This window comes from Terriglobus aquaticus (genome assembly GCF_025685415.1).
GTDB lineage: Bacteria > Acidobacteriota > Terriglobia > Terriglobales > Acidobacteriaceae > Terriglobus > Terriglobus aquaticus.
The window spans coordinates 3,941,544-3,966,395 of sequence record NZ_JAGSYB010000001.1; the positions used below are offsets into that span (position 1 = coordinate 3,941,544).

Below are 24,852 nucleotides of genomic sequence, written 5' to 3' on the forward strand. Positions count from 1 at the left end.
GTGCGCAGTGGAAACAGAAAGCCCGGCCGGAGCCGGGCTTTCTTGCAACAGAGGAGTCGCGCTTAGGCGGCAGCAGTCTTTGCCGCGCCGTTGGCCGACTTTGCCTGGGTCGCCAGAGCAGCGAAGCCGGCGGCGTCATGAACGGCAATGTCTGCAAGGATCTTGCGATCCAGGCCGACGCCAGCCTTCTTCAGGCCGCTGATGAAGGTCGAGTAGCTCATGCCGTTCAGGCGAGCAGCGGCGCCGATGCGGACGATCCACAGCGAGCGGAACTGGCGCTTCTTCTGCTTGCGGCCGATGTAGGCAAACTTCAGGCCGCGCTCAACGGCTTCCTGCGCTGCCTGGTAGAGCTTGGATTTTGTGAGGAAGTATCCAGAAGCGCGCTTCAGGATCTTTTTGCGGCGGTCATTCCGCTTTGTGCCACGTTTTACGCGAGGCATAGTGTTCTCCTTTATCCCGGCCGGTTTGGCGCGGGCTGCGTAGTTCATACCGCGGCTGGAGGCAGGAGGACCGGCTCAGGAGCCGTTCCAGGACCTCTTCACACGCGTTCACTCTTCCAATCTCATGTCGGTCGGTATGACCGAGGGTCCAACTACGCGTTTCCGGACCGTTGCAGCGGGCTTGCGCTCAACTGCGGCTGGATGGAAGTTCGTTCAAACGCCTGAAAATCAGGCGTACGGGATCATCCGGCTGACCTTGGCGTGATCGCCGTCAGAGACGTAGGCGTTGGCGGTCAACTTCCGCTTCACCTTGGTGCTCTTGGAGGTCAGGATGTGACGCTTCTTCGTCTGGCCGCGCTTGATCTTGCCGGTCGCGGTCTTCGTGAAGCGCTTGGACGCACCCGAGTGGGTCTTCAGCTTCGGCATTGTCTTTTCCTGTGTGGTGCTTGCTCGCGCCGTCTCCGCAGACACGGCGCAGCATCGCCCCGTTTGGGGCAACCTGATGAGTATACCGTACCTGCTCCGGATTGTGTCCCTCTTTGCTCGCGAGCCGCTCACGGCAGAGCTTTCAGGCTCCAAGCCCCTCTGAAGCAGCTCGGAAGTGCGCCGCAGACGTGCTTTCCTCGCGAAAAGGGATAAGGAACAACAGCAGCAGCAGCGCCAAGAGGCTGACGCATTTGACCTGCCCTTCGATCGTCGACCCGAACGCGAAAAAGCAGTTCACCACGCCGAGGGGGACTCCAAGGCAGACGCCAAGCGCAACGGTCCTTCCACGGGACAGTGCTGACAGCCCGTGCTCCTGCAGGTGACAAGCGAGCAGGGCAAGCACGGTGTACACGTGCAGCAGGGTGTATTCGAACGAGATCGGCGGTACGAGGATGGTAAGAAGAACCAATATCCCGATCTGATTGATCTGGGGCATCCGGATGATCTTGCCGAAGTAGAGCGCCAGGCATCCCAGCGCAGCGCTCAGCATGTAGGCGCGGTACAGCCGCGGCCCAGGCCCCCTGTGCAGCAGCGCCCTGTTTACAAGTTTGATCGTTCCGAAAATGGAGTGGTCCCATCCCCACGCCGGTTGGAAGCCGCGGATGTAGTCATTCCCAAGACTGCTGAAGCTGTTCGCCGTTCCATGCCACGAGAGTATCAGCGAACCAGTCTCTCCCCAGAGTCCTGCGAGCGTTGCCAGCCCCGCGACCCCAAGCGCGAGGGCGATGTGGGCCCACTTCTTTCGGGAAAACAACAGGGCTAACAACATCACGGGGTAAAGCTTGAGCGCGATTGCCAAACCCAAGAGCACGCTGCACGCGATCAGCCAGTTCTTGCGCAAGCAGTAGATCGCAGACGCCACGATCGCGAAGATCACAATCTCGGTATTCAGCCGGTTGTACTCAAACGCAAGTGGCGCCGAAAACAAGGCCAGGACTGCTGCAGAGATGAGCGCGGTACGGAGTTTCAGCCCACGGGCACGCATGGCAAAGGCGAAGCCCACAGTTGCAACCAGGGCCACGATGGTGATGAAGGCCTGGAACAGCCAGTCGGGATGTTGTCCGGGCAGAAAGCACCGTAGCAGCAGGGCATTGGCTGGCGGGTAAGCGAAGCCGCCAGCTTCTGTGAAGAAACCCGGCCGATGCCAATGCTGAAAGTTCAGCCAGAAATACCAAAGATCAAGATGGCGGTCGGAGTGGCCGTCGGCCATCAGCACGAAGTAGTAGGGGCGTACTGACGGCCCACGCAACCCTGCGAGACGCGATCCCAGCGCGACCAGCCAGGAGAGCAGCGTTTCGCCCACGTTGACGAGCAGAGCAATCCAAAGAACCTGGGTGAGTCGACCATCGTAGGGCAAGGTGCGATCTCTCGACCCCACGCCTGGCTGCACTGATTGCATGCCGAGAGTTTACCAAGCACCTCTCCATGAAATTGCCAGCTTGGCCATCTCTCTATGCGAGCATGGAGGCTATGGTCGGTTCACGCTTCGCGAGCAGACGATTTCTCATATGTCGCGCCTTGGCCAGCACCCGCGCAACGAGCCCCGTTGAGGGTGAGCGTTATGGATACAACGACGTCGCATCCGCAATGGCGTGGAACCCGGCATGGTGACTGGGTCGCGCAAGTTGTCGCTGAGCCGGCTTCTCGTCTTCTATATGGCCGCACTCGGGGTCCTAGCCGTCATTGGCTGGATGCCCAAGGTTCTTCCCTACAGCGTGGCCAGCCCCATGCTGCCCCCGAACGTCCGCCTCACCGATCTGCTGTATTACAAGGCAAAGATCGATCACATGAGCGGGCCCGTGATGGGCGGCCCTGGCCCAACGTTCAACTATCCCGCGCCTGCTGCTTACGTGTTTGCGTTCTTCCTTCGAAGCGCAACTCCGGTGAAGAAGTTCTATGCCTGTGCAGGCCTTGCGATGCTTCTGTTTGTCGCAGCGGCGTGGCACATTTTGCAGAGTAGTCGGGACCGCAGCAAATGGATCGCAGCCGCTTTCTTCGGGACGATCGCTGTCAGCACGCCGTTCTACTTTGCTCTGGATCGCGGAAATCTCGAGTGGGTGAGCTGGATCTTTGTCGTGCTTGCGCTCTCTTGTTTTCTGTCGCGGCGGTATCTCGCCACGGCACTGCTGCTGGGGCTGGCAGTATGTATGAAACCGTTTCCGATTCTTTTCTTTCTGCTGTTACTGCACCGCAAACGCTATCGAGAGACGCTGGTCGGGCTGGCTGTAGCGGGTGGGATCACGGCATTCTGTATCGACCGCCTCGGGCCGTCTTTCCTCGCTTCGTACCGAGGGCTGAGCAAGGGATTCGCCACTTACTTCAGCAGCTACGTGACCGCGCTGCATCCCCGGTTGGAGTCTCGCTTCGATCATGCTTTGATGGGGCTGCTCCGGAAGGCGATGAGCATCCACTTTATTGTGGGCGACGACCCTATGTCCCTGAGCGGTCCGGCTGTCCCACTCTGGGCTCGGCTTGATCTCTGGTATTACTTCTTCGTCTTGGTCGCGCTCGCCACCGTGCTTTTCATCGCGGTCTGGTACCGCAGACGGCCCGTCACGAACACGATTCTTGCGATCAGCGTGGCCTGTTCTGTTCTGCCGTTTGCGTCAGCGGAATACACGTTGCTGAATCTGTTCTTCCCGCTGCTGCTGGTGCTCATCGCGTTGCAGCAACAAGGTTCCAGGGTAGACCTGTGGCAGGCAGCGACGCTGGGTCTGCTCGGGCTCGCTCTGCTTCCGCTGGGGCCGGAGCTGAGAAGCTATGTCGGAGCAGCGAAATGCTGCATCCTGATTGCGCTGTTCATCTGTTCCATCAAGTCACGCTTCGTAATCAGCGAATTCGATCGCTATGCACAGGCGTAAGTCTGTGGGTATCCAGATGGGCGAGAGTCACCGGATAGCTGCCTTCCGCTGACTAACTGACCTCTCGACTCTAAAGGTCGGGGCGGCATACGCCGCCTTTCGGGTCGAACCTGGAACGCAAACCGTTCTCTGCGTCTGGAACGCGCAAGGTTTCGATGAGTACCCACTCGGACATGCGGGAACATGTGTGCTGCCGCAATGTCCATTCCCCGGATTCGATCTTGTGGACGACCAGGTCCTTCAACTCGCGGTGCGCCATGGGTTTGCCCTGGTGGTAGGTGATCTCGTGGCCGGTAACGGCGACAGGATCGTATTCGTACGCGATCCAGTGTGGAGGCGCGGTCTGCAACTGGCCGATGAGGGTGTGAATCGTGGCAGCGCTGGAGGTGTCGTACCAGGTCTGCACATACCCTCGCCACGGCGCAATGCCGCAGAAATAGTTGGCGTAGGGAAACGGCATGGAGAGCAGATCGTGCGGCGCGGGCCCGGTGTTGACGCGGGCACAGAGCTCCGACATCAGGGCGAGCTGCTGCGACTCGATGTACATGGGGCCAAGCTGCGGATGGTGGTACCAGACCCGGTCGCGGTAGACCGGCCCGTCATCGTACGTCCACCAGAAATAGGGATTCCGTAGTTTCCCGGCCGCGATGATGGAGCCCACCAGCACAAGGTTCGCCAGCACTGGGATCACGAGCGCCTGTGCCTGTGTCACCGTGACCAGCAGCGGCAGCAGGAACACCAGCATGGAAAGTGAAAGATAGGGGTCCGGCAAAGCGTTGGACGCCGTGAGCGCGCCGCCCAGCAAATGCCATAGTGGCAGCAGCAACAGGGCAAAGGTAGGCCGTGGCAGAGCCGGCCGGCCGCGAAGCAGCCAGAGCACGCACCAGACCACGACACCTACCGCCGCCACTAGCCCGACAAACACGGTCACGCGTACTACCAGCTCCAGCGGCGTTTGCACCTGGGTGTGGTAAACCAGCGGAGCACAAAGGGCCAGCAGAACCGCGGCCCACACCGCCGCATAGGTTAGCCAAGCGACGCCGCTGCGGTACCGCCGCTGCACCTCGCGCGTCGCGACAAACAGGCCGGCCACAATCGCGAACGCAACGGGCGTCTTCCACGACAGGCTATTCAGCAGCAGGTGATACGGCAGAAGCACCGGTGTGTACAGAATGTTGCCAGTGCCGCCTTTGATCTGGCTTGCGGCGCGAATGGAATACTGCCACCAATCCGCCGGTGTTTCGCGAGCCAGCAGCAGCACTGCGCCCCACGCGACCACCACGCCCGCGACAACAGAGCTAAGTGCCGCAATGGCCCTCCTGGGATAGAGCAGCAGAAGGGCAAGGCTGACGCCCACACCAAGTGCTGCGCCGTCGTTCAGCCGGGTCATGGCCGCCAGACCCGCGCCGACACCCATAAAGAAGCTGAAGCGCGCAACCGTAGTGGATGTTCGCGGACGCGAGCCGAGCAGCAGAAGAAGCAATAGGCTCGTCAGGGTGAAAACATCGGACGTGACGTGATAATCGTCGAAGCGGTACGTACTGGGCTGCAGGATCAGCAGAAAGGCAATCGTGGTGAGCAGAGCGCGCTGCCACGCGGCAAAAGGCAGACAACGGCCGAGGCGCACCAGCACAAACGTCAGCGCAAGGAGCTGGACCAGCGGAAAGACCTTGGACGCGAGCCAACTAACGCCGAAGACGCTCTGGAAGGCCGCCGTGCACAGCACATAGAGCGGCTGCAATGCCAGGTGCAAATCGCGATATAGCCGCACGCCGTGCCGCAGGTCCACCGCATACCAGAACCACATGCCATCCCCGATGGGATGGATGTTCAGGATGAGAGTGACACCCAGCAGAACGCAGGCTGCTGCAGCCAGCCACTCCCAAATAGAGTGCGCAGCCGGTTCCAGACTCCACCGCGCAGGCGAGGTGCCAGGGCTCCTCACGATCGGTTGTTCCTGCTGGATGGGCATAGGTCCGGAATAGATTCGAGTTTACTTGACTGCTGCTGCGGGGCGGCGCAGCTGCGCGCGGATATGCTGGGGGCATGCGGGGTGACATCGGCCGTTGCGCCGTCTTTCTGTTGTGTGTTGGTGCCGTGCTCGGTGTGCCGTACCTCTTTCCGCCGCACAGTGGCATCTCGGTTTCGACGATGGCAGGGTTCAGCAATCGCGCGGCAGAGGTGCTGCTGCTCGTGCTGGGCCTTGGCTTTGCGCTGTGGACACGCGGCTGGGGATTGCGGCTGCAAGAGGCCACTGGCGAAGTTCGCGGCCGCTCGTGGTGGATCGTGCCTGCGGTCGCAGTGTGTCTTGCAATCGCGGCCAGCCTGTATCTCTGGTATTGGGCCAGCAACATGGGGCCCTACGACGAGGCGATCTACTTCTTAGACCGCTTCAGCAATCAGATCGCGGGCGGTCGCGTCTATCGCGACTTCCTGTTCGACTACGGTCCGCTGATGTACTGGCCGTCCTGGTGGCTGGCCAAGCTGCTGCGCATTCCGGTGGGGCATGCGTATTACCTGTTCTGCCTGCTGGAGTGGGCCGCCGGTGTGCTCCTGCTGTGGCGCGTGATCTCTGCGTTGCGCGCGCGAGCGGTAGACCGCGCGATCGTCTTCACGGCTTTGACGCTGGCGTGGTTCGCGTCCATCACCGATCAGGGCGCGCAGTACACGCCACTGCGATTTGTGCTTGCCAGCGCGTGCGCGCTTTGGGTGCACCGGCTGTGGGAGCTTCGCGCGGAGCCGGTGAAGACGGCGCGGTCCATGGTCCCGGCGATGGTCGCGGCTGCCGGGTCATTCGCCGGCTTGCTGCTGTACTCGCCGGAGCAGGGGATTGGCTTTGCCGTGGCGACAGTGTTGTTTTTCATGGTCTCGGTGCGGCGCTCTTACGTGGCACTGCCGCTGGTCGCGTTCCTCGTCTGGTGCGGTGCGGTGTTCGCCGTGGCGGCGCGTATGGGATGGATGGGTGTCCTGTTCACCTTTGCCGGTGGATCGTTCAACCTGCCGCTGCTGCCCGGGTATGAAACGGTCTTTTTGGTTGCCATGCTGGTCGCTGCGGCGTGCGTGGTCGTGTGTGCGTTCTATGAAGGGGAATCCACGCGGCCGGAGCTGTACCTGATCGCGCTGGCGCTGGCGGCAGTGCCGGCGGCGTTTGGCCGGGCAGACCCCGGGCACATCTTCATCAACTCCCTACCGGCCCTTTTGGTGGTCACGCTGGCGTTGTTGCGCTTGCCGCGTCGACGCATGCCGGTTGTGGTGGCCTGGGGAGTATACGTGTGCCTGGCCGCGCTCAGTCACACGCGGCAGCAGGTGAACGTGCTGATGCACTCCGCTCCCAGGCTGGAGAAGATGCCATCTGCAGCGGAACTACCGCCGGCCGGGGTGGGCCTGCGCGCGCCAATCCGTTACTTCTCCTACCTGGACGGGCAGTTCGGCCCCAAGGTGATCACCGGGCGCTACTACAGCTTCGACCTTGCATTTCCGGGCCTGGCGGAAGAAAAGATCGCGGAGCTGCAGCAGCATCCTCGCGACCTGATCGTGGTGCCGGTGGAGTACCGGTCGGCCTGCGAGGGTCTGTCGCCCGAGACGCTACAGCGCAGCTTGCGCGGAGATGTTTCGAACCTGTTTGTGCCCAGGGTGCGACCGGTGCCAAACGTCAAACAGCCGCTGTGTGACTACATCTCGAGCCACTATGTTGGTAGCCCCTATCGCGTACCGCGGGAAGAGTACCGCGTGATGCAGCCGCGTGCGTTTCGCGTGAGCCCTCTGACGGGCAGCGCCGCTGCATGGTTGCAGCAAAGCGCGCCGCAGCCGATGTGACGTCTGCGGCGCGCTGCCCTGATCAACGCAGCGGCTGTGCGGCTAGTCCATGTCCGGGATCTTCGCACCGACCAACTGTCCATCCATGTCCGCGAGCACAAAGGTCGTCACCGCAAGCAGGCCGATGTCTTTGCGGAAATCGGCAAGGTTGACCTTGTCGAGCGTGTCGGCCTCGGTGTGGTGCCAGTCGAAGTAATGCTCCGCAACGGTGATGGGCGCCAGCGAAGGCACGCCGAGCGCAACGATCGGACCGATGTCGGATCCGCCGCCGGCCGGGAAGACCTTGTCCGCGCCGATGGGCTGCAGCAACGCTGCGATCTGCTGCACCGTGTTGAAGGCCTGCTTCTGCTCAGGTGTGAGCGCGTCCATGTTGAACGGGGGCGGCCCCTGGCGCATCATCTGCTGCATGCTGGGCGCGCGGCGGCCGGGTGTGCGCGCGATCACGGTGTAGCCGATGCCCAAAGGAGCTTCGGCACCGTCGTCCATTTCCATGGCCGCCACCTGGTCCTTGATGTTCTTCGCGACCGAATCGCGGTACGCGCGTCCACCGGCACCGCCATTCTCTTCATTCACCCAGAACGCGAGGCGCAGGGTGCGCTTTGGCTTCAGACCGAGGTCGTGGATGAGTTTCACCGCAGCGTAGGCGGCCATGATGCCCGAGCCGTCATCCTGCGCGCCCTGTCCCACGTCCCACGAATCGATGTGGCCACCGAGTACGACGACCTCGTTCGGCTTCTCGGAGCCGCGGATTTCGCCGACCACGTTGCCGCTCTGCACGTCAGCTTCCTGGTGCGCGTCCATCTGCAGGTGAACGGAGACGGTGCCGTCTTTGGCGAGGCGCTCGATCAGCAGCGCGTCTTCCGGTGAGATGGCCGCCGCGGGAATCTTGGGCTGCTTTTCGTCGTAGCGCAGCGTGCCCGTGTGCGGCGTCTGCTCCACCAGCCCGGTCGCGGAGCGAACGAGCATGGCTACCGCGCCCTTGGCTGCCGCGCGCGACGCCCCGGTGGTGCGATACAGCGAGCCGACGCCATAGCCGTGCCAGCCGGGGTTGTAGACAACGATCTTGCCCTTGATGCTGTCGGGCGGCAGAGCGTCCAGCTCGTCGAAAGTATGCACAAAAATGACCGGCGCGGTGATGCCTTGCGCGGGGGTTCCGACGCTCATGCCCAGGCCCAACATGTGCAGCTTGCGCGGCATGCCGTGCAGATCGGGTGAGAGGATCTCCGCAGACTCATGCCCGCGCACCCAGTGCGGCACCATGGCGGGCTGCACGGTCACGTTTTCCAGGCCGGCCTTTCGCATCAGCTCTGCACCCCACTGCACGGCGGTGTTCAACTGCGGCGTGCCGCTGTTGCGATTGCCAATATGGTCGCAAAGATAGGTAAGCGCGGTATAGCCGTCGTTGTCGGCCGCGGCGGCAGCGAGAATCTTGCTGGCGTCGGCCTGGTACTTTGCCGTGATTGGTCCGGAGACTGCGGGCTGTGCGCTGCCTTCACGCTGCGCGCTCGCCGGCAGGGCGAGCACCGCGGCGGTCGCGACAGACAATAGAGACAACAGGACCTTGGGCGATGGCATGAGAGCGCTCTCCTCGTGTGGGTGCTGGGATGTGGTTTGTTCTGTTATACGGCGTTTGAGTGGGAAAAGCCGCGCAAGAACAGTGGGCCGCTTACGCCTGCTTCGGTTCTCTGCCAGTCACGATGCCCAGCAGAACGCTGAGCAGCATGAAGCCGGCAGCCGTGTAGTAAGGCAGGCCGGGCATGTGGAAGCCGCTGCCGTTTGAGATCGCACGGGCGAAGATCCAGGTGAAGAGGCTGGGGCCGGCGATGCCCGCGATGCCGCGCAGGCTGTTGATCGCGCCTTGCAATTGCCCCTGTTCATTCGGCCCGATGGCGCGGCTCATAATGCTTTGCGTGGCAGGCCAGGCAATCGACGTCAGGTTCAGCAGGGGCATGCCAGCCACGAACTGCAGACCGGTATGTGCGGCGCCGAAGATGATGTAGCCCAGGCCCCCGCCCGCCAGCCCGTACACCGTGGCACGCTGATCGCCAAGCCTCTGGCTGGCCCGGCGCACCAGGAAGAATCCGTACAGGATCGTCAGCCCGCCTAGCACCGCCAGCGAGTTGCCGATCTGGTGAACCGACCAGTGATAGCGGTACTCCACGTACACCACGTACACGTTGAGCAGCGAGTTCTGCGCCAGGTAGCCCAGCAGCAAAACACCGGACAGAGCCAGCAGGTTCCGAGAGCGGGACAGCAGCCGAATAGAGCCGATGGGGTTGGCGCGCTTCCACGAGAACGGACTGCGGTACTGCATCGCGAGCGACTCCGGCAGCACAAACAGGCCATACACAAAGTTCAGCAGCGACAGCGCCGCCGAAACCCAGAATGGCAGACGCGGCGAGATGGAACCAAGCCATCCCCCAAGCGCCGGACCCACGATGAAGCCGAACCCGAACGCCGCCTGCAACATGCCGAAGGCCGCGGCTCGTTTCTCGCGCGGTGTCACATCGCTCATGTACGCCTGGGCGGTCGGCACGCTGCTTGCAGTAATGCCCGCAAGCACTCGCCCGATCAGCAGAAAGCGTAGCGACGGCGCAAGCGCCATCAGGATGTAATCCAGACCGAGGCCGAAGTTCGACAGGAGAACGACCGGCCTGCGCCCGTACCGATCGGAGAGCGATCCGAGCACGGGTGAGAAGACGTACTGCATCAGCGCGAAGACGGTTCCGAACAGGCCGATCGTCTCTGCGGTGCGCGCCGCCGAGCCGCCCACAAAGCCGCTAATCAGGTCCGGCAGCACGGGCGCGATCATGCCCAGCGCCAGCATGTCCAGCGTGACCGTGAGAAAGATGAACGTGACAGCCGCACGTCGGGCTGGCTGCACGTGGACGGGCGATGGCGCGTCGTCGCTGGCCGGGAAATCCGTGGGGTCTCCGACCCCACGCGACGAGGTGTCGTCCTCCGCGCGATGCGATGGTGGGTTCGCCCCTGCGGCGAGATCGTCCTGGAGATCGCTCATCGCGACTCAGGCTGCCGTGGCGCGCCCGCGCAGATAGAACTCCGCCAGCTCAAGGTCGCCGGGCTGCGTGATCTTGAAGTTGGCAGCGGAGCCCGGAACCACGGCGACCGTCAGGCCGGCGCGTTCCAGCAGGCTGGACTCATCGGTTCCCTGGAATCCGTCTGCCTCGGCCTCGGCAAAGGCGCGCTGCAGGTCGGCAAAGCGGGCACCCTGCGGCGTTTGCGCCTGCACGATGCGTTCGCGCGGCACGGTCGCGGTGATGATGGCGCCGTTCGCGGTGCGCTCCACCTGCTTGATGGTGTCCACGGCAGGCAGACCGACGATGGCAGCGCCCTGTTTGACGATGGCGTCAATGGTGCGGTCGATCGTGCCGGGATCGATCAGGGGGCGAACCGCGTCGTGTACCAGAACAACGTCGTCGGGTTCCGCAGTGATGCTGTGCAGCGCGTTTGACACGGAGTCTTGCCGGTGTTCGCCGCCGGTGGTGATGCGGACCCGGTCAGCCAGTCCGTGCTCGCTCAGCAGGGCCTGCACCTGGTCCTGTTCGCTGGAGCGTAGGGCCAGGGTGATGGTGCTGACCCGCTCCACGGATGCGAACGCCTGCACGCTACGCAACAGAACTGGTACGCCGCCGAGGGAAAGAAACTGCTTTGCCGAAACACCCGGGACGGCCATGCGTGTGCCCAGGCCTGCAGCCGGAAGAATAACGTGCACCTTCATAGACCAATGAGTTTAGACCGTTTCGCCGGTGCGCGGCGTCGTTGCGCCGGTTCAGGGCCCGTACCGGCCCAGGCTCCGCTATTCTGAAGACCGACCGCTTCTGCGACAAGCGGAACCGCGCCGGCTTGCCGGTGATCTGGTTATCGGTGAGGGTGCAACATTGGCAGGATTGCGGATCGGGTACGGCTTTGATTCACACGCGTTCAAACCGGGCGTACCGCTAATCCTGGGCGGCCTGCCCGTGCCACACACAGAAGGCCTGGCCGGACACTCCGACGGCGACGTCCTTCTGCACGCGATTACGGATGCCCTGTTGGGCGCAGTGTCGGCCGGCGACATCGGCACCTTCTTTCCACCCACCGACGACCGCTGGAAGGGCGCAGACTCCGCTCTGTTTGTGCGTACCGCCCTGGAAGAGATCGCGACCGCGGGCTATCGCATCGTGAACCTCGATTCGGTACTCATCCTGCACCGTCCCAAGATCGTGCCGATCGCGGGCGAGATCCGCGCCAGCGTTGCCGATATCCTCGGCATTCCGTCCCGAAACGTAGGCATTAAGGCCAAGACGCCGGAAGGCCTGAACCAGGACGGCGTGGCGGTCGCGCATGTAACCGTTCTGCTGGAAGAGATCGGTGAACCGGAGCCGCTGAAAACCATGACAGCCGAGATAGAAGATCCGGCCGAACTGGAGGTGGTGGTGCGATCCCTCGTGGATGAACCGCACGACATGCGCCGCCTGGGCCGCAAGCCTCCTTTCGACACGGACGATCTGACGTAGCCGTCGCAAATATTCCAGCAGCCGTTGCAACTCCGGCCCGCGCTTGCGCGTACATTCGTGGTACGCGCGGCAGGGATCGCGCGATGAGGAGCTCAGCGTGGACGCTCAGAATCCGGATCCGACCCAGGTAGCGCACATCATGGCGGCAGTCATGCCGATCATGGGATTGTTCTTCCTTCTGTTCCAGGCGCTCATTATTGTGCCGCTCTGGGTTGCTTTCAAGAAGGCGGGACTGGCTCCGGCGCTGTCATTGATTTCGCTTGTTCCACTTGGCCTGTTTGTCGTGCTCTTCATTCTTGCGTTCTCCACGTGGAAGGTGACACCGGCCCCGCAGTACACCGGAACCTACCCGGGGCAGATTCCGCCTCCGGCTTACCCACCTGTGTACCCGCAGGGTGGCTCCGTGCCGCCCTCCGCAACGAGCTTCAGCGCTCCCGGGGCATACACTCCCCAGCCGCCCGCTGCGCCGCCCTCGGCGTATCCGCCGCCGCCAACCGACCCGCAGAACCGGTATTAGCCCAGATCAACCGCGCTACGAAGCGCAGCGCGAACGGCGGTGATCGGCCCCACCGGGCTGACAGGTGGCGCCCAGGCGGGGCGGGTCCGCTACCGCAGCGGTGCTATACTCCGTCTACTTCTCAGCACCGCCGCCCGCCTGCCAGGCGCGGCCCCGGCGCATCGACCGCAGTTTTGAAGGACTTGCCTGATGCCCTCACGAACCCGCCGCGCCGCCCTGTCACTTACCGTCTTTTTGGCCACCTGCGCGGTTGGAGGCCAGTTCCTGAATGGCCGAGTCAACGCCCAGACCGCAAGTGACGAGAGCAGCCTCCGCGACAACCTGCACCAGTTCACGGACGTGTATTCCGTAGTCGAGCAGAACTACGCCGAGCCGCTCAACGGCGAAACGGTGGACAAGGTCATCTACGACGGCGCCATTCCTGGCATGCTGCACGTTCTGGACCCGCATTCCAACTTCTACGATCCAAAGGCTTACGCGCAGATGCGCGAGGACCAGCGCGGCCACTACTACGGCGTGGGCATGCACATCCAGTCGCAGCCCGACAAGGCTGGCGTAATACACACCATGGTCGCGGATACCTTCGAGAACTCGCCCGCGCACAAAGCCGGCATCCGTCCCGGCGACATCATCGTCAGCATCAACGGCGCCTCGATGGAAGGCAAGGATTCGCTTGCCATCTCCAATATTCTGAAGGGACCCAAGGGTACCCACGCCAGCATCGCCGTGCAGCGCGAGGGCCATGATCAGCCGATCGTTTTTGATGTGGTTCGCGACGACATCCCGCGTCCGTCGGTCGACCTGGCGTACTTCATCAAGCCCGGCATCGGCTACATCCACGTGACGCAGTTCATGGAGACCACCTCGAAAGAGGTGCAGGACGCGTTGACGAAGTTCGGCCCTGACCTGAACGGCCTCTTGATCGATCTGCGCGGCAACCCCGGCGGTCTGCTGACCGAGGCGGTTGGCATGAGTGACAAGTTCCTAAAGAAGGGCGACATCGTTGTCTCGCAGAAGGGACGAGCCTTCCCGGACCAGGTCTACCGTGCCAGCCACGGCGAGCAGGACGACCGTCACTTCCCGATTGTGGTGCTGGTGAATCGCAACACCGCTTCGGCGGCTGAGATCGTGAGCGGCGCCCTGCAGGACCACGACCGTGCCCTGATCGTCGGCGAAACCACCTTTGGCAAAGGCCTGGTGCAGACTGTTTTCCAGATTGCCGACAACACCGGCCTGGCGCTAACGACGTACCACTACTACACGCCGTCCGGACGCTTGATTCAGCGCGACTACAACGGAGTTTCGCTGTACGACTACTACTACGTGCGTGCCGATGCCAAGCCGGCCGACAAGACCAATACCGAGGTCAAGCTGACCGAAGCCGGTCGCACGGTTTATGGCGGCGGCGGCATCACGCCGGACGAGAAGATCGAGCAGCCGCGCTCCAACCCCTTTGAGTTGAACCTGCTGCAGCACACGGCGTTCTTCAACTTCACCAAGCACTACCTGGCACATCGGGACATTCCGCAGAACTTTGTAGTCGATGACGCCGTTCTGAACGACTTCAAGGCATACCTGAAGTCCGAAAAGATCGACTACACCGATGCTGACTTCAACACCAACCTGGACTGGATCAAATCCAACATCAAGGGCAGCCTCTTCATCTCGCAGTTCGGCACCAATGAAGGCCTGCACGCCATGATGGACTCCGACCCGCAGGTCGCCAAGGCACTCACCTACATGCCGGAGGCGCAGGCGCTGGAGCAGAACGCGCTGAAGAAACAGCAACAGCAGCAGGCCTCGCTGCGGTAGGCGAGCGCGGTTCGCTTTGAAAGGGGCACAGCGAAAGCTGTGCCCTTTGTCCGTTCTGGTGACGGCCGACCTCCCGAGCCGCCGTCTACACTGAAGGCCATGAATCTCGACGCCATCCAGAGCGCTCTGCGCGACGCCAGCCTCGACGGGTGGCTCTTCTATGACCACCACGGCCGCGACCGGCTCAGCTATCGCATCCTGGGCCTGCCGGCCAACGCCCATGTGACGCGCCGCTGGTGGTACTTCGTTCCGGCGCAGGGCACGCCGCGCAAGCTGGTGCATCGCATCGAATCCGGCCGGCTGGACACCCTGCCCGGCGACAAGACCAGCTACTCAACCTGGCAGGAGATGGAGGCAGGCGTGCAAGCCATGCTGCAGGGTGCGACGCGCATTGCGATGCAGTACTCGCCGCGCAACGCGGTCATGTACATCGGCCTGCTCGACGCCGGAACCCACGAGATGCTCACGAGCTTGGGTAAGCAGATCGTCAGCTCTGCCGACCTGGTCAGCCGCTTTGAGGCGGTGCTGACGCCGCAGCAGATCGCCTCGCACTACCGGGCGCAGCAAGCCATCGACGCGATCCTCGAAGAGGGTTGGCAGGAGATCGGTCGTCGCGTCCGCGCCGGCTCGCCCGAGGCGGACGAGGTCAGCATGGTCCAGTTCCTGCAGGCACGCATAGCCGAAGCCGGCCTGGTCACGGAGCATGGCCCCAACGTTTCCGTCGGGCCCAACGCCGCGGACTCGCACTACGAGCCCACGCCGGCATCGTCCCGCCGCATCGAGCGCGGCTCGTTTGTGCTGATCGACATCTGGGGTAAGGTCGCGGACGACCCCTCGGCCGTCTGGTACGACATCACCTGGTGCGGCGTGGTCGACCGCGAGCCGACCCCGCGCGAAACCGAGATCTTCGAAGCAGTCCGCGACGCGCGGGACGCGGCGATTGCTCTGGTTCAGCAGCGGTTCGCCGCAGGCGAGCCGATCGCGGGCTGGGAAGCCGACCGCGCCGCGCGCGCAGTCATACAACAGCGCGGTTTTGGCGAATGGTTCACTCACCGCACCGGCCACAACATCGGCACAGAGCTGCACGGCGCCGGCGCGCATCTGGACGACTTCGAGTCGCACGACGAACGCCGCATCCTGCCGGACACCTGCTTCTCCGTGGAGCCCGGCATCTACCTGCCCGGCGAGTTCGGCGTTCGCCTGGAAGTCGACATGATCCCGTCTGCGGGTGAGGCTCGGGTGACCGGCCGTGTGCAGCGGGAACTCGTGCGCATTTAGCTGCGGGCGAACTCTTCACAGCCGAGCGGCGCTGGTAGACTCAATTCGGAATGGCAACCAAGGCAGTCATCGTTCCGGTCAAGCGGACCGGGCTCTCTCCGGACCTCGTGCTTCTGGCCGGCTGGCTCGTCCCCGGCCTGGGTCACGTGATGATCCGCAAGGGAATCCGCGGTCTGCTGCTGTTTGTTTCCATCGTCGCCATGTTCGCGATTGGCCTCCTGATGCACGGCAAGGTGTACACGCCGAGCACGGGCGACCCGCTGGACATCCTTGGCTTTGTCGGCGACGCCGGCGCCATCGGCCTATGGGCGGTGGCTAAGCTGGGCGACCTGGGCGCAACGCAGCTCAGCGATGCGTTCTCCGACTACGGGTCCAAGTTCATCGTGGTCGCGGGCCTGTTGAACGTGATGGCCGCAGTGGACGCGCAATCCATCGCCAACGGCAGAAAGCTGGACCGCTAACCATGTCGCACTTCACCGCGCTCCTGCTTTACGCCTTCTTTGCGTCGATCGTCTTCGGTATCACCCAGCGGTCCACGCCGCGCTCCATGGTGCGCTTCGGCGCGCTGTGCTTCGGCGGCTTTCTGGCCGCCGCCATCGTCGTGAGCTGGGGCATGTACTTCATCAAGCATTAGGGGCTATGCTTCTTGCGCCACCGCAAGGAGATCGTTTCGCGTGCCTGATCCTGTCCTCGCTCCCGCCGCTGACCTCGCGCAAAAGAACACAGCGCACCTTCCTAACGAAAGCCCGGAGTACCGGGCCGCCCGTCAGCGCCTGCTAGTTGCGGAGATTGAGCTGCGCCGCAAGATTGAAGAAGTCGCCGCGCTGCGACGTGCTCTGCCGGCCGGCGGCCAGGTTCCGCAGAACTACACGTTCGAAGGGTCGGATGGGCCCGTCACGCTCGAACAGCTTTTCGGCGAGAAGGACACGCTCATCCTGTACAGCTACATGTTCGGCCCGCAGCGCGAGGCGCCGTGTCCCATGTGCACCTCCACCCTGGCGACGTGGCAGACTAAGGCGCAGGACCTGCAGCAGCGCGTCGCGTTCGCCGTGATCGCGCGCTCGCCCTACCCGCGGCTGGCGGATTGGAAGCGTCAGAGAGGCTGGGCGAATGTTCCGCTGTACTCCGACCCATCCGGCGAGTACACCCGCGCTTACGTCAGCGCGGAGGATGGCGACGTCCCAGCGCTGAATGTGTTCACCCGGCGCGATGGTGTCGTGCGCCATTTCTGGGCCGCCGAGATGAACTTCGATATGGCGGATCCCGGCCAGGATCCACGCGGCCATGCCGACATCGACCCACTATGGACGTGGCTGGACCTGACGCCTGAAGGCCGCGGTGGCACTTGGTATCCGAGCCTGACGTATGCGGAGTCCGCAAGCTCCTGCTGCCACTAGCGCGAGCCTGCTACTTCCACCAGACAGCCGCGTGAAAGCGGTGCCGCGGCGTAAAGCCAAGGTCACGGTACAGATGCATGGCGCTCGTGTTTGCCTCGGTTACGGTCAGCGTCACGGTGCGCTGCCCGGCACGCGCCAGCTCGGTTGCAGCGTGGCGCATCATCATCCGGCCCAGGCCGCGGCCACGGCGTCGCGGAGCAAGGCACAACTGCGGAATGTGAGTGGTGTTGGACTCCACGCGCGTGGTCAGCAGCAGGCCGTCCAGTTCTCCTGAGCGTTCATCCACCAGCACCCAGGTGTGCTCCGGCGTAAAGGTGCCGCAGCCCGGGAAGCGGACGATGTTGTGCAGGAATCGCATGCACCCCTGCACGGTGCGGTACTGGTCGTTGATCTCCGTGTCACCGTGGCCCACGTAGGCGCGGTGAATCAGGTCTGCCGCGGGCTGGTACATGGGAGCGGTCCACCGCCGCAGGCGCAGGCTGCCCAGCTCCGGCGTTGGTTCCTCGTCTGATCGCACCAGGCTGCCGCTAGGAATCAGTTCGCGCTGGTCCGGGAGCGCGGCCTGCATGAAGAGGCGGGGATAGCTGCGAAATCCAGCCTCGGTAAAGCCGGGTTGCAGATCCTCGGGGGTGACCAGCAGTTGCGATTCCACGCGTTCCACGCCGGGCGTGTGCTGCAGCATGGGCAACAGGTGGCGCAGCAGGCCGCGCTGCAGCTCCAGGCGGCGCGGGCCGTAGGCGAACAGGTCGCCGACCACTGCCTTCTGCGACTCAAACACGGCAAAGGTGTAGCCATGCACCTGTCCCGTGCGCCGCTCGATCGCGACGAACCCTGGCAGAATGCGCTGGTCCAGGTAGCCCATCAGAAGCTCAATGGAGCCCGAGTAGTCCCACAGAAGGTCCCGGCGCCAGACCGCACTCTCTTCTGTCAGCAGGGTGCGCAGGTCGCGCCCCGGGTGCAGGCGCAGGTCTCGGATGTCGTATGCGTCGAGCACTCTCGGTTTGAGGGTAGCGGGTTTCCCGCCCGGGGAAGGCCAGGGGAATCACATAGGGAACCGTTGTATCCCGGAACTGCGCGCCTACCTGCGTGCCGCAACCCGGTACACCGCCAGGCCCTGCCATTCGTTGATCAGCAGCGGTTCATAGGTGCGGCCGGGCAGCAGCTTGGGCAACGCCTGCAGGTCGTCATCGCGCAGGACCAGAATGTGCTCCTCGTTCGGAATGCCCGTGATGACCCACTGCTTCTCCGTCACCGACGGCTGCGGAATGTAATGCCGCAGCGGCTGCTGCCGGTAAAAGCAAAGCCCGTAATCCATGTCGCGCCGGATGCGGTGCGACACCAGGATGTCCACGCCCGGAGCGCGCCGAGCAATCTCCTGCGCCATGGGCCGGGCGGAGTAGTTCGCATCCAGCAGCCAGCCATTCGTATGCAGGAGCCAGAACAGCATGGCGACCACCGGAATCAGCGTGACGCTGCGCAGGTATCGAAGGCCAAACCGTCGCACCGTAAAGACGATATTCCCCGCGAACAATGCCGCGATCAGCGCCGTGACAGTGATGGTCTTGGCAGGCGGTACCAGCTTCTGGAAGATCATGTACTGCGGCGACAGCATCAGCACAAACGCCATCGCACCCGCGGCTATGCCGTGCAGCACCAGCGTCGGCATGGAGAGGGGCCGTTTCCGAGCGCGAAACAGGTAGTCACCCGTAAGGATGGTGATCGGTGGAATGGCAGGCAGGATATAGCCCGGTAGCTTGGACCCCGAGAACGAAAAGAAGATCACCGGGAAGATCGCCCAAAGCACCAGGAATTCCGGGAAGGCATCCCCGGTGCGCTGGTGACCCAGGTAGCGCCCGGGCAGGTAGCGCACGCGCCACTCCGCGCGCGCGGTCTGGAATGCGTCCCACAGCGCCCGCAGCGAGACAACCGTCCATGGCATCAGCGCCACCATCAACACCAGCACATAGAAGAAGGGGTTCTGGTGGTGCTGGTAGCGGTTGCTGGCGAACCGTTCCAGGTTCTGCTCAAACAGGAAGAAATGCCAGAAGTTCGGGTTCCGGAGCTGCACCGCGATGTACCACGGCAGCACCAGCAGGAGGAACAGGAGCATGCCCGGCCACCAGAACATGCGCCGCAGCACCTGCCACTCGCGCCTCAGGCCGACAAAGAGCACAATGATGCAGCCGCCCAGGAAGATGGCGACGGGCCCCTTCGCCAGCACGGCCAGCGCGCCGAAAAAGTACAGGTCAAACAGCCAGAACTTCTTGCCCGTCTCGTACCAGGCGTACCAGCCCAGCATGCCGATGGCGAAGGGCGCCGCCAGTTGCATGTCCGTGGAGGCGCCGCGCGCGAACGCCACGATTGCAACGGCCGACGCCGTGATTAGCGCCGCGTCCAGGTGCCCGCCCGGACGGAATCGCCGCATGTGCAGGAAGATCAGGAACACCATGGCAAAGGCGCCGGTGGCGCTGGGTAGCCGCGCGACCCAGTCGTGCACGCCGAACTCCTTGAAGAAGCTCATAGTGCGCCAGTAATACAGCGCTGGCTTCTCCAGCCAGGGATGGCCGTACAGGATGGGTGTGACGAAGCCCGCCTCCAGGCACTTCGCGCTGGCCCTCAGGTCCTCAATGCGAAGCGAATGGGGGAAGACGCGGGCATGCACGGCGTGGCAGCCCGCAGAGTGCGCCTGCAGCATCTCTGCCGCAATCTGCGCGTAGCGCGGCTCGTCGGCGCCCACCAGGCCCATCTCTGCCCGCGAGATCTGCAGGCGCCCCACGCGCACCGGCACCAGCCCGTAAAACAGCAGCAGCGCCGTAAGCGAGCACAGAACCAGCAGCTCCCGTGTGGCAGTGGTTCCAGCGTGGTACACAATACGGCTGAAAAGACCGGGCCTGCCTGCCGGCTGTGCTGCGGGTTCGACTTGGGGCGGAAGACTCAATGCGTTAAGACGTAACGGTGCCCGGACCGGCTTTTGCCCGGAACCGGTTTGAGGCTATCAGATTGTCTTTCACTTGCTGAGAAAGCACGCCCTGGTTACCTCCCATCTGCTGCGACCGCGCTTTGCTCCCCGGCGACCCATTTCTGCGTGAGACGAACCTCCCGCAGACTCATCCAAACAGATGTGAACGTTCGTCCTCATCCCACCGTTCTTCGCAAGCTGCGCCAGCTCTATCGCGTGACCCGCGAGAGTTACCGCCAGCCGCTTGTCGGCGAGCCGCAACTGCCGGTCCTGGTCGAGCACGAGGAGCTCGGCATCACGTTCATCGGCCACTCCTCATTCCTGATCCAAATTGGTGGGCGCAACCTGCTGGTCGATCCGGTGTTTGCGCGAGCCCTGATCCTGTTGCGCCGGCAGCGCCGGCCCGGTCTTCGCGTGCGCGACCTGCCTCCGATCGACGCGGTGTTGCTCTCGCACGCCCACATGGATCACCTGCACCTGCGCTCGCTTCGGCAGGTAGTGCGCCACACGGTGCGCATCACGGGCTTCGCGCCAGAGGCGATCGTGCCCAGCGGGGTCGGTGACCTTGTGGAGAAGCTCGGGTTCCGCATGGTGTCAGAGCTGGAATGGTGGCAGGAGACCGACTTGCGCGCGTCCGACGGCACCAGTACGGGCGTCTCCGTGACCATGACCCCGGCCAAGCACTGGGGAGCGCGCCTGTTCAAGGACACGCACCGGCTTTTCGGAGGCTACGTGATCCGCAATGGCCGCCATTCGATCTACCACTCGGGCGACACGGCGTACTTTCGCGGATTCCGGGAGATCGGCGACCGGCTCTCGCCGCAGATCGCTCTCTTACCCATCGGAGCGTACTTTCCAGACAGTTACCGCGCCGTGCACACCAGCCCCGAAGAAGCGCTGCAGGCATTCATCGACCTGCGCTCAGCCCACACCATGATCCCCATGCACTTCGGGACGTTCCCACTAGGCCGTGAGCCGATTGAGGAGCCGCCCGTGCGCCTGGCGGAGGCGGCCCGACGTTCCGGTCTCAGCGGCCGGGTGCGCATCCTTGCGGAAGGCGAAACGCTCCGCGTTGCGGCGACGGACCGCAGCTTCGCTCGGTGACGAGCTACCCGCGCCAGCTACTTCGCGCCGCTGTTAAAGATTTGCTCGGCGAAGTAGTTTTCGACCTTGGCCTGGTCGCGCACCATTTCCAGGTATGCGTTCTTCAGCAACTGTGACCGGCTGCTGCGCAACTGGTCGCGAATGCTCTGCTGCACCACCGGGTTGGTCAGGTCGCGCTGGCCGGCGGACTCGCGCGCCAGCAGCTTCAGGATCACGTAGCCGATGACCTGCTTGTTCGGACCGTACACCGGCAGAATGTCGGTGGTCTCACCCGCCTTGAGCTTGCTGATGGCCGCAAAGGTCTGCGGGTCCGAGCGGAGTTGCGACTCTGACGGGAAGCCCATGTCGCCGCCATTCGAGGCGGTCTGCGGGTTCTCGGAGTAGTTCGCCGCAAGCGTTCCGAAGTCTTCTCCAGCGTCGATGCGGTTCTTGATGGTTTGAATCTTCTTCCTGGCGTCGGCGTCGTTGGTGGCCTTGCTGCCCTGCAGGTTGGCCTGTCCGCCCTGGGCGGTGGTGGGGTCCAGCGGACCGCTCGTCACGATGATCTGCGCCAGGTGGTAGCGGTTCTCAATCAGGTTGTAGTCCGCCTTGTGCGTGTTGAAGTAGTTCGTGACCTCGGCGTCGGTCACATTGATCTTGCTTTCAATCTCTTTGTTGAACAGCTTGGTCGACGTGACAGACCGGCGTACGTTGCGGCGGAACTCATCCAGCGTCTGGTTCGACTGCTTCAGGTACTCGTTGAAGTCCTGGTCGGTGTAGTGCGATTTGAACTCGTTGATCTTCGCATCCACCTCGTCGTTGGTCGCGGTCAGGTTCATCTTGGCCGCGCGCTGCTCTACGATCTCCTGATCGATCAGGCCGCGTACCATCTCCAGCTTTTCGCTGGTGGCCTGCTCCGGGCTTTCGGGAGTGGGGTCCTGCTTGCTTTTCTGCTGGGCGTCAAAAAGCCGGTCCAGGTCGGCCCGCGGTATGGCATGGCCATTTACGCTGGCCACCACATCGTCGCCGTGCGTTTTCTTGCAGCCCACCGCAGTGAGAGCGGCGCACGAGATCGCAAGCGCCAGACTGGCGTTGCGGACCGTGCGAACGAGGTGTGCGTCGATCTTGAGCATCACGGGGCTAATGGTATCGCGGAGCACTGATTGCTGCAGGGGAAGCGATCCGGGCCAACTCTTCCGACTACTTCGTTGGCTGCGGAGATCTTGCCGCGGGCGCGGCGGCTGCCGGCGCAGTCGGAGCAGGAGCTGGAGCATTCAGGTCGGGCAGCGGCACCGCCGGCGGAGGCGTGACACCCTGCGCCAGCAGGGCGTCGTCCACCGCGCGATACACAAACTCGATCGGTGCCGCGCCGTTGATCGTCTGCCCGTTGATGTAGAGGGCCGGAACTCCATTGATGTTCAGCGATTCACCTTCGCGCAGGCCAGCCGTGACGGGGCTCTCGTCCTGCTTGGCGATGCACGCCTGAAGCTTCTTCGTGTCTACCTTGTTGGCGTCACCGGTGTCTGTGGCCACCTTGTCCAACTGGATCTTGGCTGCCGTCAGGCTATGCTCCTGCCCGCCGATGTCCGGCGCGTGGGCGTGCATGTAATCCACATAGGTCCAGTACGCGGGCGTGCTCTGCTCGCCCAGGCAGTCCGCATCCACCGCAGCGTGGATGGCCCACGGGTGCTGCGACAGAGGAAAGTCCTTGTACACGATGCGCACCTGGTCGCCATAGCGCTGCAGAATGGCCGGAAACATCGCGGAGTGCATCCGGGCGCAGAACGGGCATTCCAGGTCGTCGAACACCACGATGCGTACCGGCGCCTTCTCGCTGCCGCCGCGCGCCGGGCGTCCCGCATCGCTGACCAGGTCCTTCGGGTCCTTGGTCAGGTCAAACGTGGTCAACTGCGCCAACGTCTTGCCGTCTTTGCTCATCAGCAGGCTCAGTGGCTTGCCCGGTTTGCCGTACTCGCCCACGGTGATGGTCACATCGTTGTAATTCGGCAACGTCGCGTCCGGGTGCATGTCCGTCACTAGCACCTGGTAGTTGAAGGGAATGTTGGCGCGGGTGCGGATGGTGACCTCGATACGACGGGCCAGTTCCGGCGACAGGCCGGCGACCACGGGCCGCTGCGCACGGCAGCCGGCAAGAGATCCGAACAAAACGAAAAACGATGCAGATGCTGCCTTGGGCAGCCGGCGGAAACGCTTCAGCACAGTACTTGGATTATCGCAGCAGGCAAAGGTGAGCGCCTGCCGGGGCGGCGCTTACCGGGCCGCTGAGGAACTGCCCGCCATTGCGTCTTCGCGCCGCCGAACGCCGTGCCGGCGCCGCGAGCTACCACGCGACCGGCCCGAACTCCGGCGCCGTACGCCCGCCTGCATCAGTTCATGCACTGTGCCAACCCGCAGGCCGCGAGCGCGCCACACGGGCAGCACAGCTTCCAGGGCAGCCAGCATCTCGCTCAGGTTCACTTCCTTGCGAATGTCGCGACCATCATGCAGGCACACAATGCCGCCCGGTTCGGTGTTGTGAATCAGGTGTTCTGCAATGCGGTGCCGGTCCCACTCCCAATCGTGCCCGATGACGGACCAGGTCACGCCCTGCACACCCAGCTTGCGTTGCGCTCCGCGAAGCCCGAACCACCGCAAGCCATAGGGCGCGCGAAAGTACCTGGGCCACACACCGGTGTGGTGATGAATGCAGGTTTGCGCCCGGCGCATCTCCTCGACCATGTCGCTTTCTGAGAACAGGTTCACGTCCCAGCTCAGGCGCGGCGACAGACGGGCGTGGCCGTGCGTGTGGTTGCCGAGTTCGTGCCCGGCCTCCACGATCGCGCGAGCAATGTGTGGCAGCCGCTTTACGTTCTTGCCACAGACGAAGAAGGTGGCGCGGATGCGGTACTTCGCCAGCAGTTCCAGCAACGCCGGGGTTTCCTCGCTGGGTCCATCGTCGAAGGTCAGTGCGATCTGCCGGTAGCCGTTTGGCACCCGGGAGACGGAAGGCGCCAGTAGTTGCGAGGAAGGGGAGCGCATTCCGCGAAGCACGGCCAAACCCGCACCGGTCAGTGTTGCAGCGCCAAGCACGGCTGGAACCACGCTGGAGATCATGGGTTCAGCATCGCAACGGCACCGACTGGTTGCGTCGGCTTACGACGGCCAACGGGTAAAACGACGGTGACAGCCGACCGCGCCCCGGCTAACTTGTGTGATCCAGGATGATTTTCCAGCCCGACGCAGTATGTTCCAGCACCAGCGAGAAGACCCCGTCCGCTGTACCGCCCGACTTGCGCGGACGGTCCAGATGGAAGCGACCCGTGACCAGCGCGTAGTTGTCATCCAGCACGCGCGGCTGCAGATCGCTGAAGCTGAGCGTTCCCATGCTGTCCTTGTTGGGGTAGGTGGAGTGATAACGCTGGGCCAGGTTGTCGCTGCCGTGCTGCACCGTCTCGCCGACAAAGATGGTCTCCGGCGACTGCTTGTAGCCGGACAGAAAACCGGCCATGTCGCCGTTGTTCCAGGCGCGCTCCTGTGCGGTAAGTACTTTGACCACGTCCAGTTCGGCCTGCGGAAGCACACCCATCGCCGATCCGTTCTGCGCACGGGCTGACGCAAACGGTACCAGCAGGGCAGTCGCCAAGAGCAGGGAAGAGCAGAACCGCATCATGAGCAAACTCCTTCAA

Annotated in this window: 23 protein-coding genes; 10 read left to right on the forward strand and 13 right to left on the reverse strand. The window is 63.4% G+C overall.

The annotated features are described in order from the left end of the window. Positions 1-62: 62 nt before the first annotated feature. The 3 genes from rplT to OHL12_RS16320 all read right to left on the reverse strand — a co-directional run bounded on the left by rplT (position 63) and on the right by OHL12_RS16320 (position 2,136). Positions 63-440: a 50S ribosomal protein L20 gene (gene rplT / locus OHL12_RS16310; RefSeq protein ID WP_263414878.1), complete on the reverse strand. Its 378-nt coding sequence runs from the start codon at positions 438-440 to the stop codon at positions 63-65. 228 nt (positions 441-668) lie between these two features. Further along, a complete protein-coding gene (rpmI, locus tag OHL12_RS16315; protein ID WP_263414879.1) occupies positions 669-866 on the reverse strand; it encodes a 50S ribosomal protein L35 in 198 nt (65 codons plus the stop codon). A 142-nt stretch (positions 867-1,008) separates the two neighbouring features. Further along, positions 1,009-2,136 (reverse strand): glycosyltransferase family 87 protein, encoded by a 1,128-nt coding sequence (locus tag OHL12_RS16320; protein WP_263415153.1) that lies wholly within the window; start codon positions 2,134-2,136, stop codon positions 1,009-1,011. 394 nt (positions 2,137-2,530) lie between these two features. Between OHL12_RS16320 and OHL12_RS16325 the strand changes: the two genes are divergently transcribed. Beyond that, positions 2,531-3,787 (forward strand): glycosyltransferase 87 family protein, encoded by a 1,257-nt coding sequence (locus OHL12_RS16325; RefSeq protein WP_263414880.1) that lies wholly within the window; start codon positions 2,531-2,533, stop codon positions 3,785-3,787. Positions 3,788-3,857: 70 nt separating this feature from the next. Here OHL12_RS16325 and OHL12_RS16330 read toward each other — a convergent pair whose 3' ends face one another. Beyond that, positions 3,858-5,759: a hypothetical protein gene (locus tag OHL12_RS16330; RefSeq protein ID WP_263414881.1), complete on the reverse strand. Its 1,902-nt coding sequence runs from the start codon at positions 5,757-5,759 to the stop codon at positions 3,858-3,860. Between the two features lie 74 nt (positions 5,760-5,833). On the opposite strand from OHL12_RS16330, the gene OHL12_RS16335 reads away from it, so the two are divergent. Further along, positions 5,834-7,603: a hypothetical protein gene (locus tag OHL12_RS16335; RefSeq protein WP_263414882.1), complete on the forward strand. Its 1,770-nt coding sequence runs from the start codon at positions 5,834-5,836 to the stop codon at positions 7,601-7,603. A gap of 42 nt (positions 7,604-7,645) precedes the next feature. On the opposite strand, the gene OHL12_RS16340 is transcribed toward OHL12_RS16335, so the two are convergent. The 3 genes from OHL12_RS16340 to ispD all read right to left on the reverse strand — a co-directional run bounded on the left by OHL12_RS16340 (position 7,646) and on the right by ispD (position 11,342). Continuing rightward, entirely contained in the window at positions 7,646-9,178 is a 1,533-nt protein-coding gene (locus tag OHL12_RS16340; protein WP_263414883.1) for a M20/M25/M40 family metallo-hydrolase, read from the reverse strand. 91 nt (positions 9,179-9,269) lie between these two features. Next, on the reverse strand, positions 9,270-10,622 hold the full coding sequence (locus tag OHL12_RS16345; protein WP_263414884.1) for a TCR/Tet family MFS transporter: 1,353 nt from the start codon (positions 10,620-10,622) through the stop codon (positions 9,270-9,272). Positions 10,623-10,628: 6 nt separating this feature from the next. Continuing rightward, positions 10,629-11,342 (reverse strand): 2-C-methyl-D-erythritol 4-phosphate cytidylyltransferase, encoded by a 714-nt coding sequence (ispD, locus tag OHL12_RS16350; protein WP_263414885.1) that lies wholly within the window; start codon positions 11,340-11,342, stop codon positions 10,629-10,631. A 169-nt stretch (positions 11,343-11,511) separates the two neighbouring features. On the opposite strand from ispD, the gene ispF reads away from it, so the two are divergent. The 7 genes from ispF to OHL12_RS16385 all read left to right on the forward strand — a co-directional run bounded on the left by ispF (position 11,512) and on the right by OHL12_RS16385 (position 17,124). Then, positions 11,512-12,120: a 2-C-methyl-D-erythritol 2,4-cyclodiphosphate synthase gene (ispF, locus tag OHL12_RS16355; protein WP_263415154.1), complete on the forward strand. Its 609-nt coding sequence runs from the start codon at positions 11,512-11,514 to the stop codon at positions 12,118-12,120. 97 nt (positions 12,121-12,217) lie between these two features. Next, positions 12,218-12,637: a hypothetical protein gene (locus OHL12_RS16360; protein WP_263414886.1), complete on the forward strand. Its 420-nt coding sequence runs from the start codon at positions 12,218-12,220 to the stop codon at positions 12,635-12,637. A gap of 189 nt (positions 12,638-12,826) precedes the next feature. Next, the gene (locus OHL12_RS16365; RefSeq protein ID WP_263414887.1) at positions 12,827-14,449 is read left to right on the forward strand and encodes a S41 family peptidase; all 1,623 of its coding nucleotides are present in this window, start codon (positions 12,827-12,829) and stop codon (positions 14,447-14,449) included. A 99-nt stretch (positions 14,450-14,548) separates the two neighbouring features. Next, the gene (locus OHL12_RS16370) at positions 14,549-15,727 is read left to right on the forward strand and encodes a M24 family metallopeptidase (protein ID WP_263414888.1); all 1,179 of its coding nucleotides are present in this window, start codon (positions 14,549-14,551) and stop codon (positions 15,725-15,727) included. Between the two features lie 50 nt (positions 15,728-15,777). Further along, positions 15,778-16,188 carry a DUF6677 family protein gene (locus tag OHL12_RS16375; RefSeq protein WP_263414889.1) on the forward strand — a complete coding sequence of 137 codons (411 nt, stop codon included), beginning with the start codon at positions 15,778-15,780 and terminating at the stop codon, positions 16,186-16,188. Positions 16,189-16,190: 2 nt separating this feature from the next. Then, complete coding sequence (locus OHL12_RS16380; RefSeq protein ID WP_263414890.1) at positions 16,191-16,361, forward strand: hypothetical protein; 171 nt, start codon at positions 16,191-16,193, stop codon at positions 16,359-16,361. A 40-nt stretch (positions 16,362-16,401) separates the two neighbouring features. Beyond that, positions 16,402-17,124 carry a DUF899 family protein gene (locus tag OHL12_RS16385; protein WP_263414891.1) on the forward strand — a complete coding sequence of 241 codons (723 nt, stop codon included), beginning with the start codon at positions 16,402-16,404 and terminating at the stop codon, positions 17,122-17,124. Positions 17,125-17,134: 10 nt separating this feature from the next. Here OHL12_RS16385 and OHL12_RS16390 read toward each other — a convergent pair whose 3' ends face one another. Together OHL12_RS16390 and OHL12_RS16395 are read right to left on the reverse strand one after the other, a co-directional pair. Further along, positions 17,135-18,118 (reverse strand): GNAT family N-acetyltransferase, encoded by a 984-nt coding sequence (locus tag OHL12_RS16390; protein ID WP_263414892.1) that lies wholly within the window; start codon positions 18,116-18,118, stop codon positions 17,135-17,137. Positions 18,119-18,202: 84 nt separating this feature from the next. Continuing rightward, positions 18,203-19,993, reverse strand: coding sequence for an ArnT family glycosyltransferase (locus tag OHL12_RS16395; protein ID WP_263414893.1), 1,791 nt, complete (start codon positions 19,991-19,993; stop codon positions 18,203-18,205). 252 nt (positions 19,994-20,245) lie between these two features. Between OHL12_RS16395 and OHL12_RS16400 the strand changes: the two genes are divergently transcribed. Beyond that, on the forward strand, positions 20,246-21,187 hold the full coding sequence (locus tag OHL12_RS16400; RefSeq protein ID WP_263414894.1) for an MBL fold metallo-hydrolase: 942 nt from the start codon (positions 20,246-20,248) through the stop codon (positions 21,185-21,187). A gap of 17 nt (positions 21,188-21,204) precedes the next feature. Here OHL12_RS16400 and OHL12_RS16405 read toward each other — a convergent pair whose 3' ends face one another. The 4 genes from OHL12_RS16405 to OHL12_RS16420 all read right to left on the reverse strand — a co-directional run bounded on the left by OHL12_RS16405 (position 21,205) and on the right by OHL12_RS16420 (position 24,836). Next, on the reverse strand, positions 21,205-22,326 hold the full coding sequence (locus OHL12_RS16405) for a SurA N-terminal domain-containing protein (protein ID WP_263414895.1): 1,122 nt from the start codon (positions 22,324-22,326) through the stop codon (positions 21,205-21,207). Positions 22,327-22,366: 40 nt separating this feature from the next. Next, entirely contained in the window at positions 22,367-23,332 is a 966-nt protein-coding gene (locus OHL12_RS16410) for a DsbA family protein (RefSeq protein WP_263414896.1), read from the reverse strand. 105 nt (positions 23,333-23,437) lie between these two features. After that, positions 23,438-24,280: a polysaccharide deacetylase family protein gene (locus tag OHL12_RS16415; RefSeq protein ID WP_263414897.1), complete on the reverse strand. Its 843-nt coding sequence runs from the start codon at positions 24,278-24,280 to the stop codon at positions 23,438-23,440. An 88-nt stretch (positions 24,281-24,368) separates the two neighbouring features. Beyond that, the gene (locus OHL12_RS16420) at positions 24,369-24,836 is read right to left on the reverse strand and encodes a YybH family protein (protein ID WP_263414898.1); all 468 of its coding nucleotides are present in this window, start codon (positions 24,834-24,836) and stop codon (positions 24,369-24,371) included. Positions 24,837-24,852 lie beyond the last annotated feature (16 nt).

What these genes read in the sequence shown, in the direction of transcription:
- rplT (WP_263414878.1), bottom strand. Translation starts at nt 440, where the DNA reads ATGCCTCGCGTAAAACGTGGCACAAAGCGGAATGACCGCCGCAAAAAG.
- rpmI (WP_263414879.1), bottom strand. Translation starts at nt 866, where the DNA reads ATGCCGAAGCTGAAGACCCACTCGGGTGCGTCCAAGCGCTTCACGAAG.
- OHL12_RS16320 (WP_263415153.1), bottom strand. Translation starts at nt 2,136, where the DNA reads ATGGCCGACGGCCACTCCGACCGCCATCTTGATCTTTGGTATTTCTGG.
- OHL12_RS16325 (WP_263414880.1), top strand. Translation starts at nt 2,531, where the DNA reads ATGGTGACTGGGTCGCGCAAGTTGTCGCTGAGCCGGCTTCTCGTCTTC.
- OHL12_RS16330 (WP_263414881.1), bottom strand. Translation starts at nt 5,759, where the DNA reads ATGCCCATCCAGCAGGAACAACCGATCGTGAGGAGCCCTGGCACCTCG.
- OHL12_RS16335 (WP_263414882.1), top strand. Translation starts at nt 5,834, where the DNA reads ATGCGGGGTGACATCGGCCGTTGCGCCGTCTTTCTGTTGTGTGTTGGT.
- OHL12_RS16340 (WP_263414883.1), bottom strand. Translation starts at nt 9,178, where the DNA reads ATGCCATCGCCCAAGGTCCTGTTGTCTCTATTGTCTGTCGCGACCGCC.
- OHL12_RS16345 (WP_263414884.1), bottom strand. Translation starts at nt 10,622, where the DNA reads ATGAGCGATCTCCAGGACGATCTCGCCGCAGGGGCGAACCCACCATCG.
- ispD (WP_263414885.1), bottom strand. Translation starts at nt 11,342, where the DNA reads ATGAAGGTGCACGTTATTCTTCCGGCTGCAGGCCTGGGCACACGCATG.
- OHL12_RS16365 (WP_263414887.1), top strand. Translation starts at nt 12,827, where the DNA reads ATGCCCTCACGAACCCGCCGCGCCGCCCTGTCACTTACCGTCTTTTTG.
- OHL12_RS16370 (WP_263414888.1), top strand. Translation starts at nt 14,549, where the DNA reads ATGAATCTCGACGCCATCCAGAGCGCTCTGCGCGACGCCAGCCTCGAC.
- OHL12_RS16375 (WP_263414889.1), top strand. Translation starts at nt 15,778, where the DNA reads ATGGCAACCAAGGCAGTCATCGTTCCGGTCAAGCGGACCGGGCTCTCT.
- OHL12_RS16380 (WP_263414890.1), top strand. Translation starts at nt 16,191, where the DNA reads ATGTCGCACTTCACCGCGCTCCTGCTTTACGCCTTCTTTGCGTCGATC.
- OHL12_RS16415 (WP_263414897.1), bottom strand. Translation starts at nt 24,280, where the DNA reads ATGATCTCCAGCGTGGTTCCAGCCGTGCTTGGCGCTGCAACACTGACC.
- OHL12_RS16420 (WP_263414898.1), bottom strand. Translation starts at nt 24,836, where the DNA reads ATGATGCGGTTCTGCTCTTCCCTGCTCTTGGCGACTGCCCTGCTGGTA.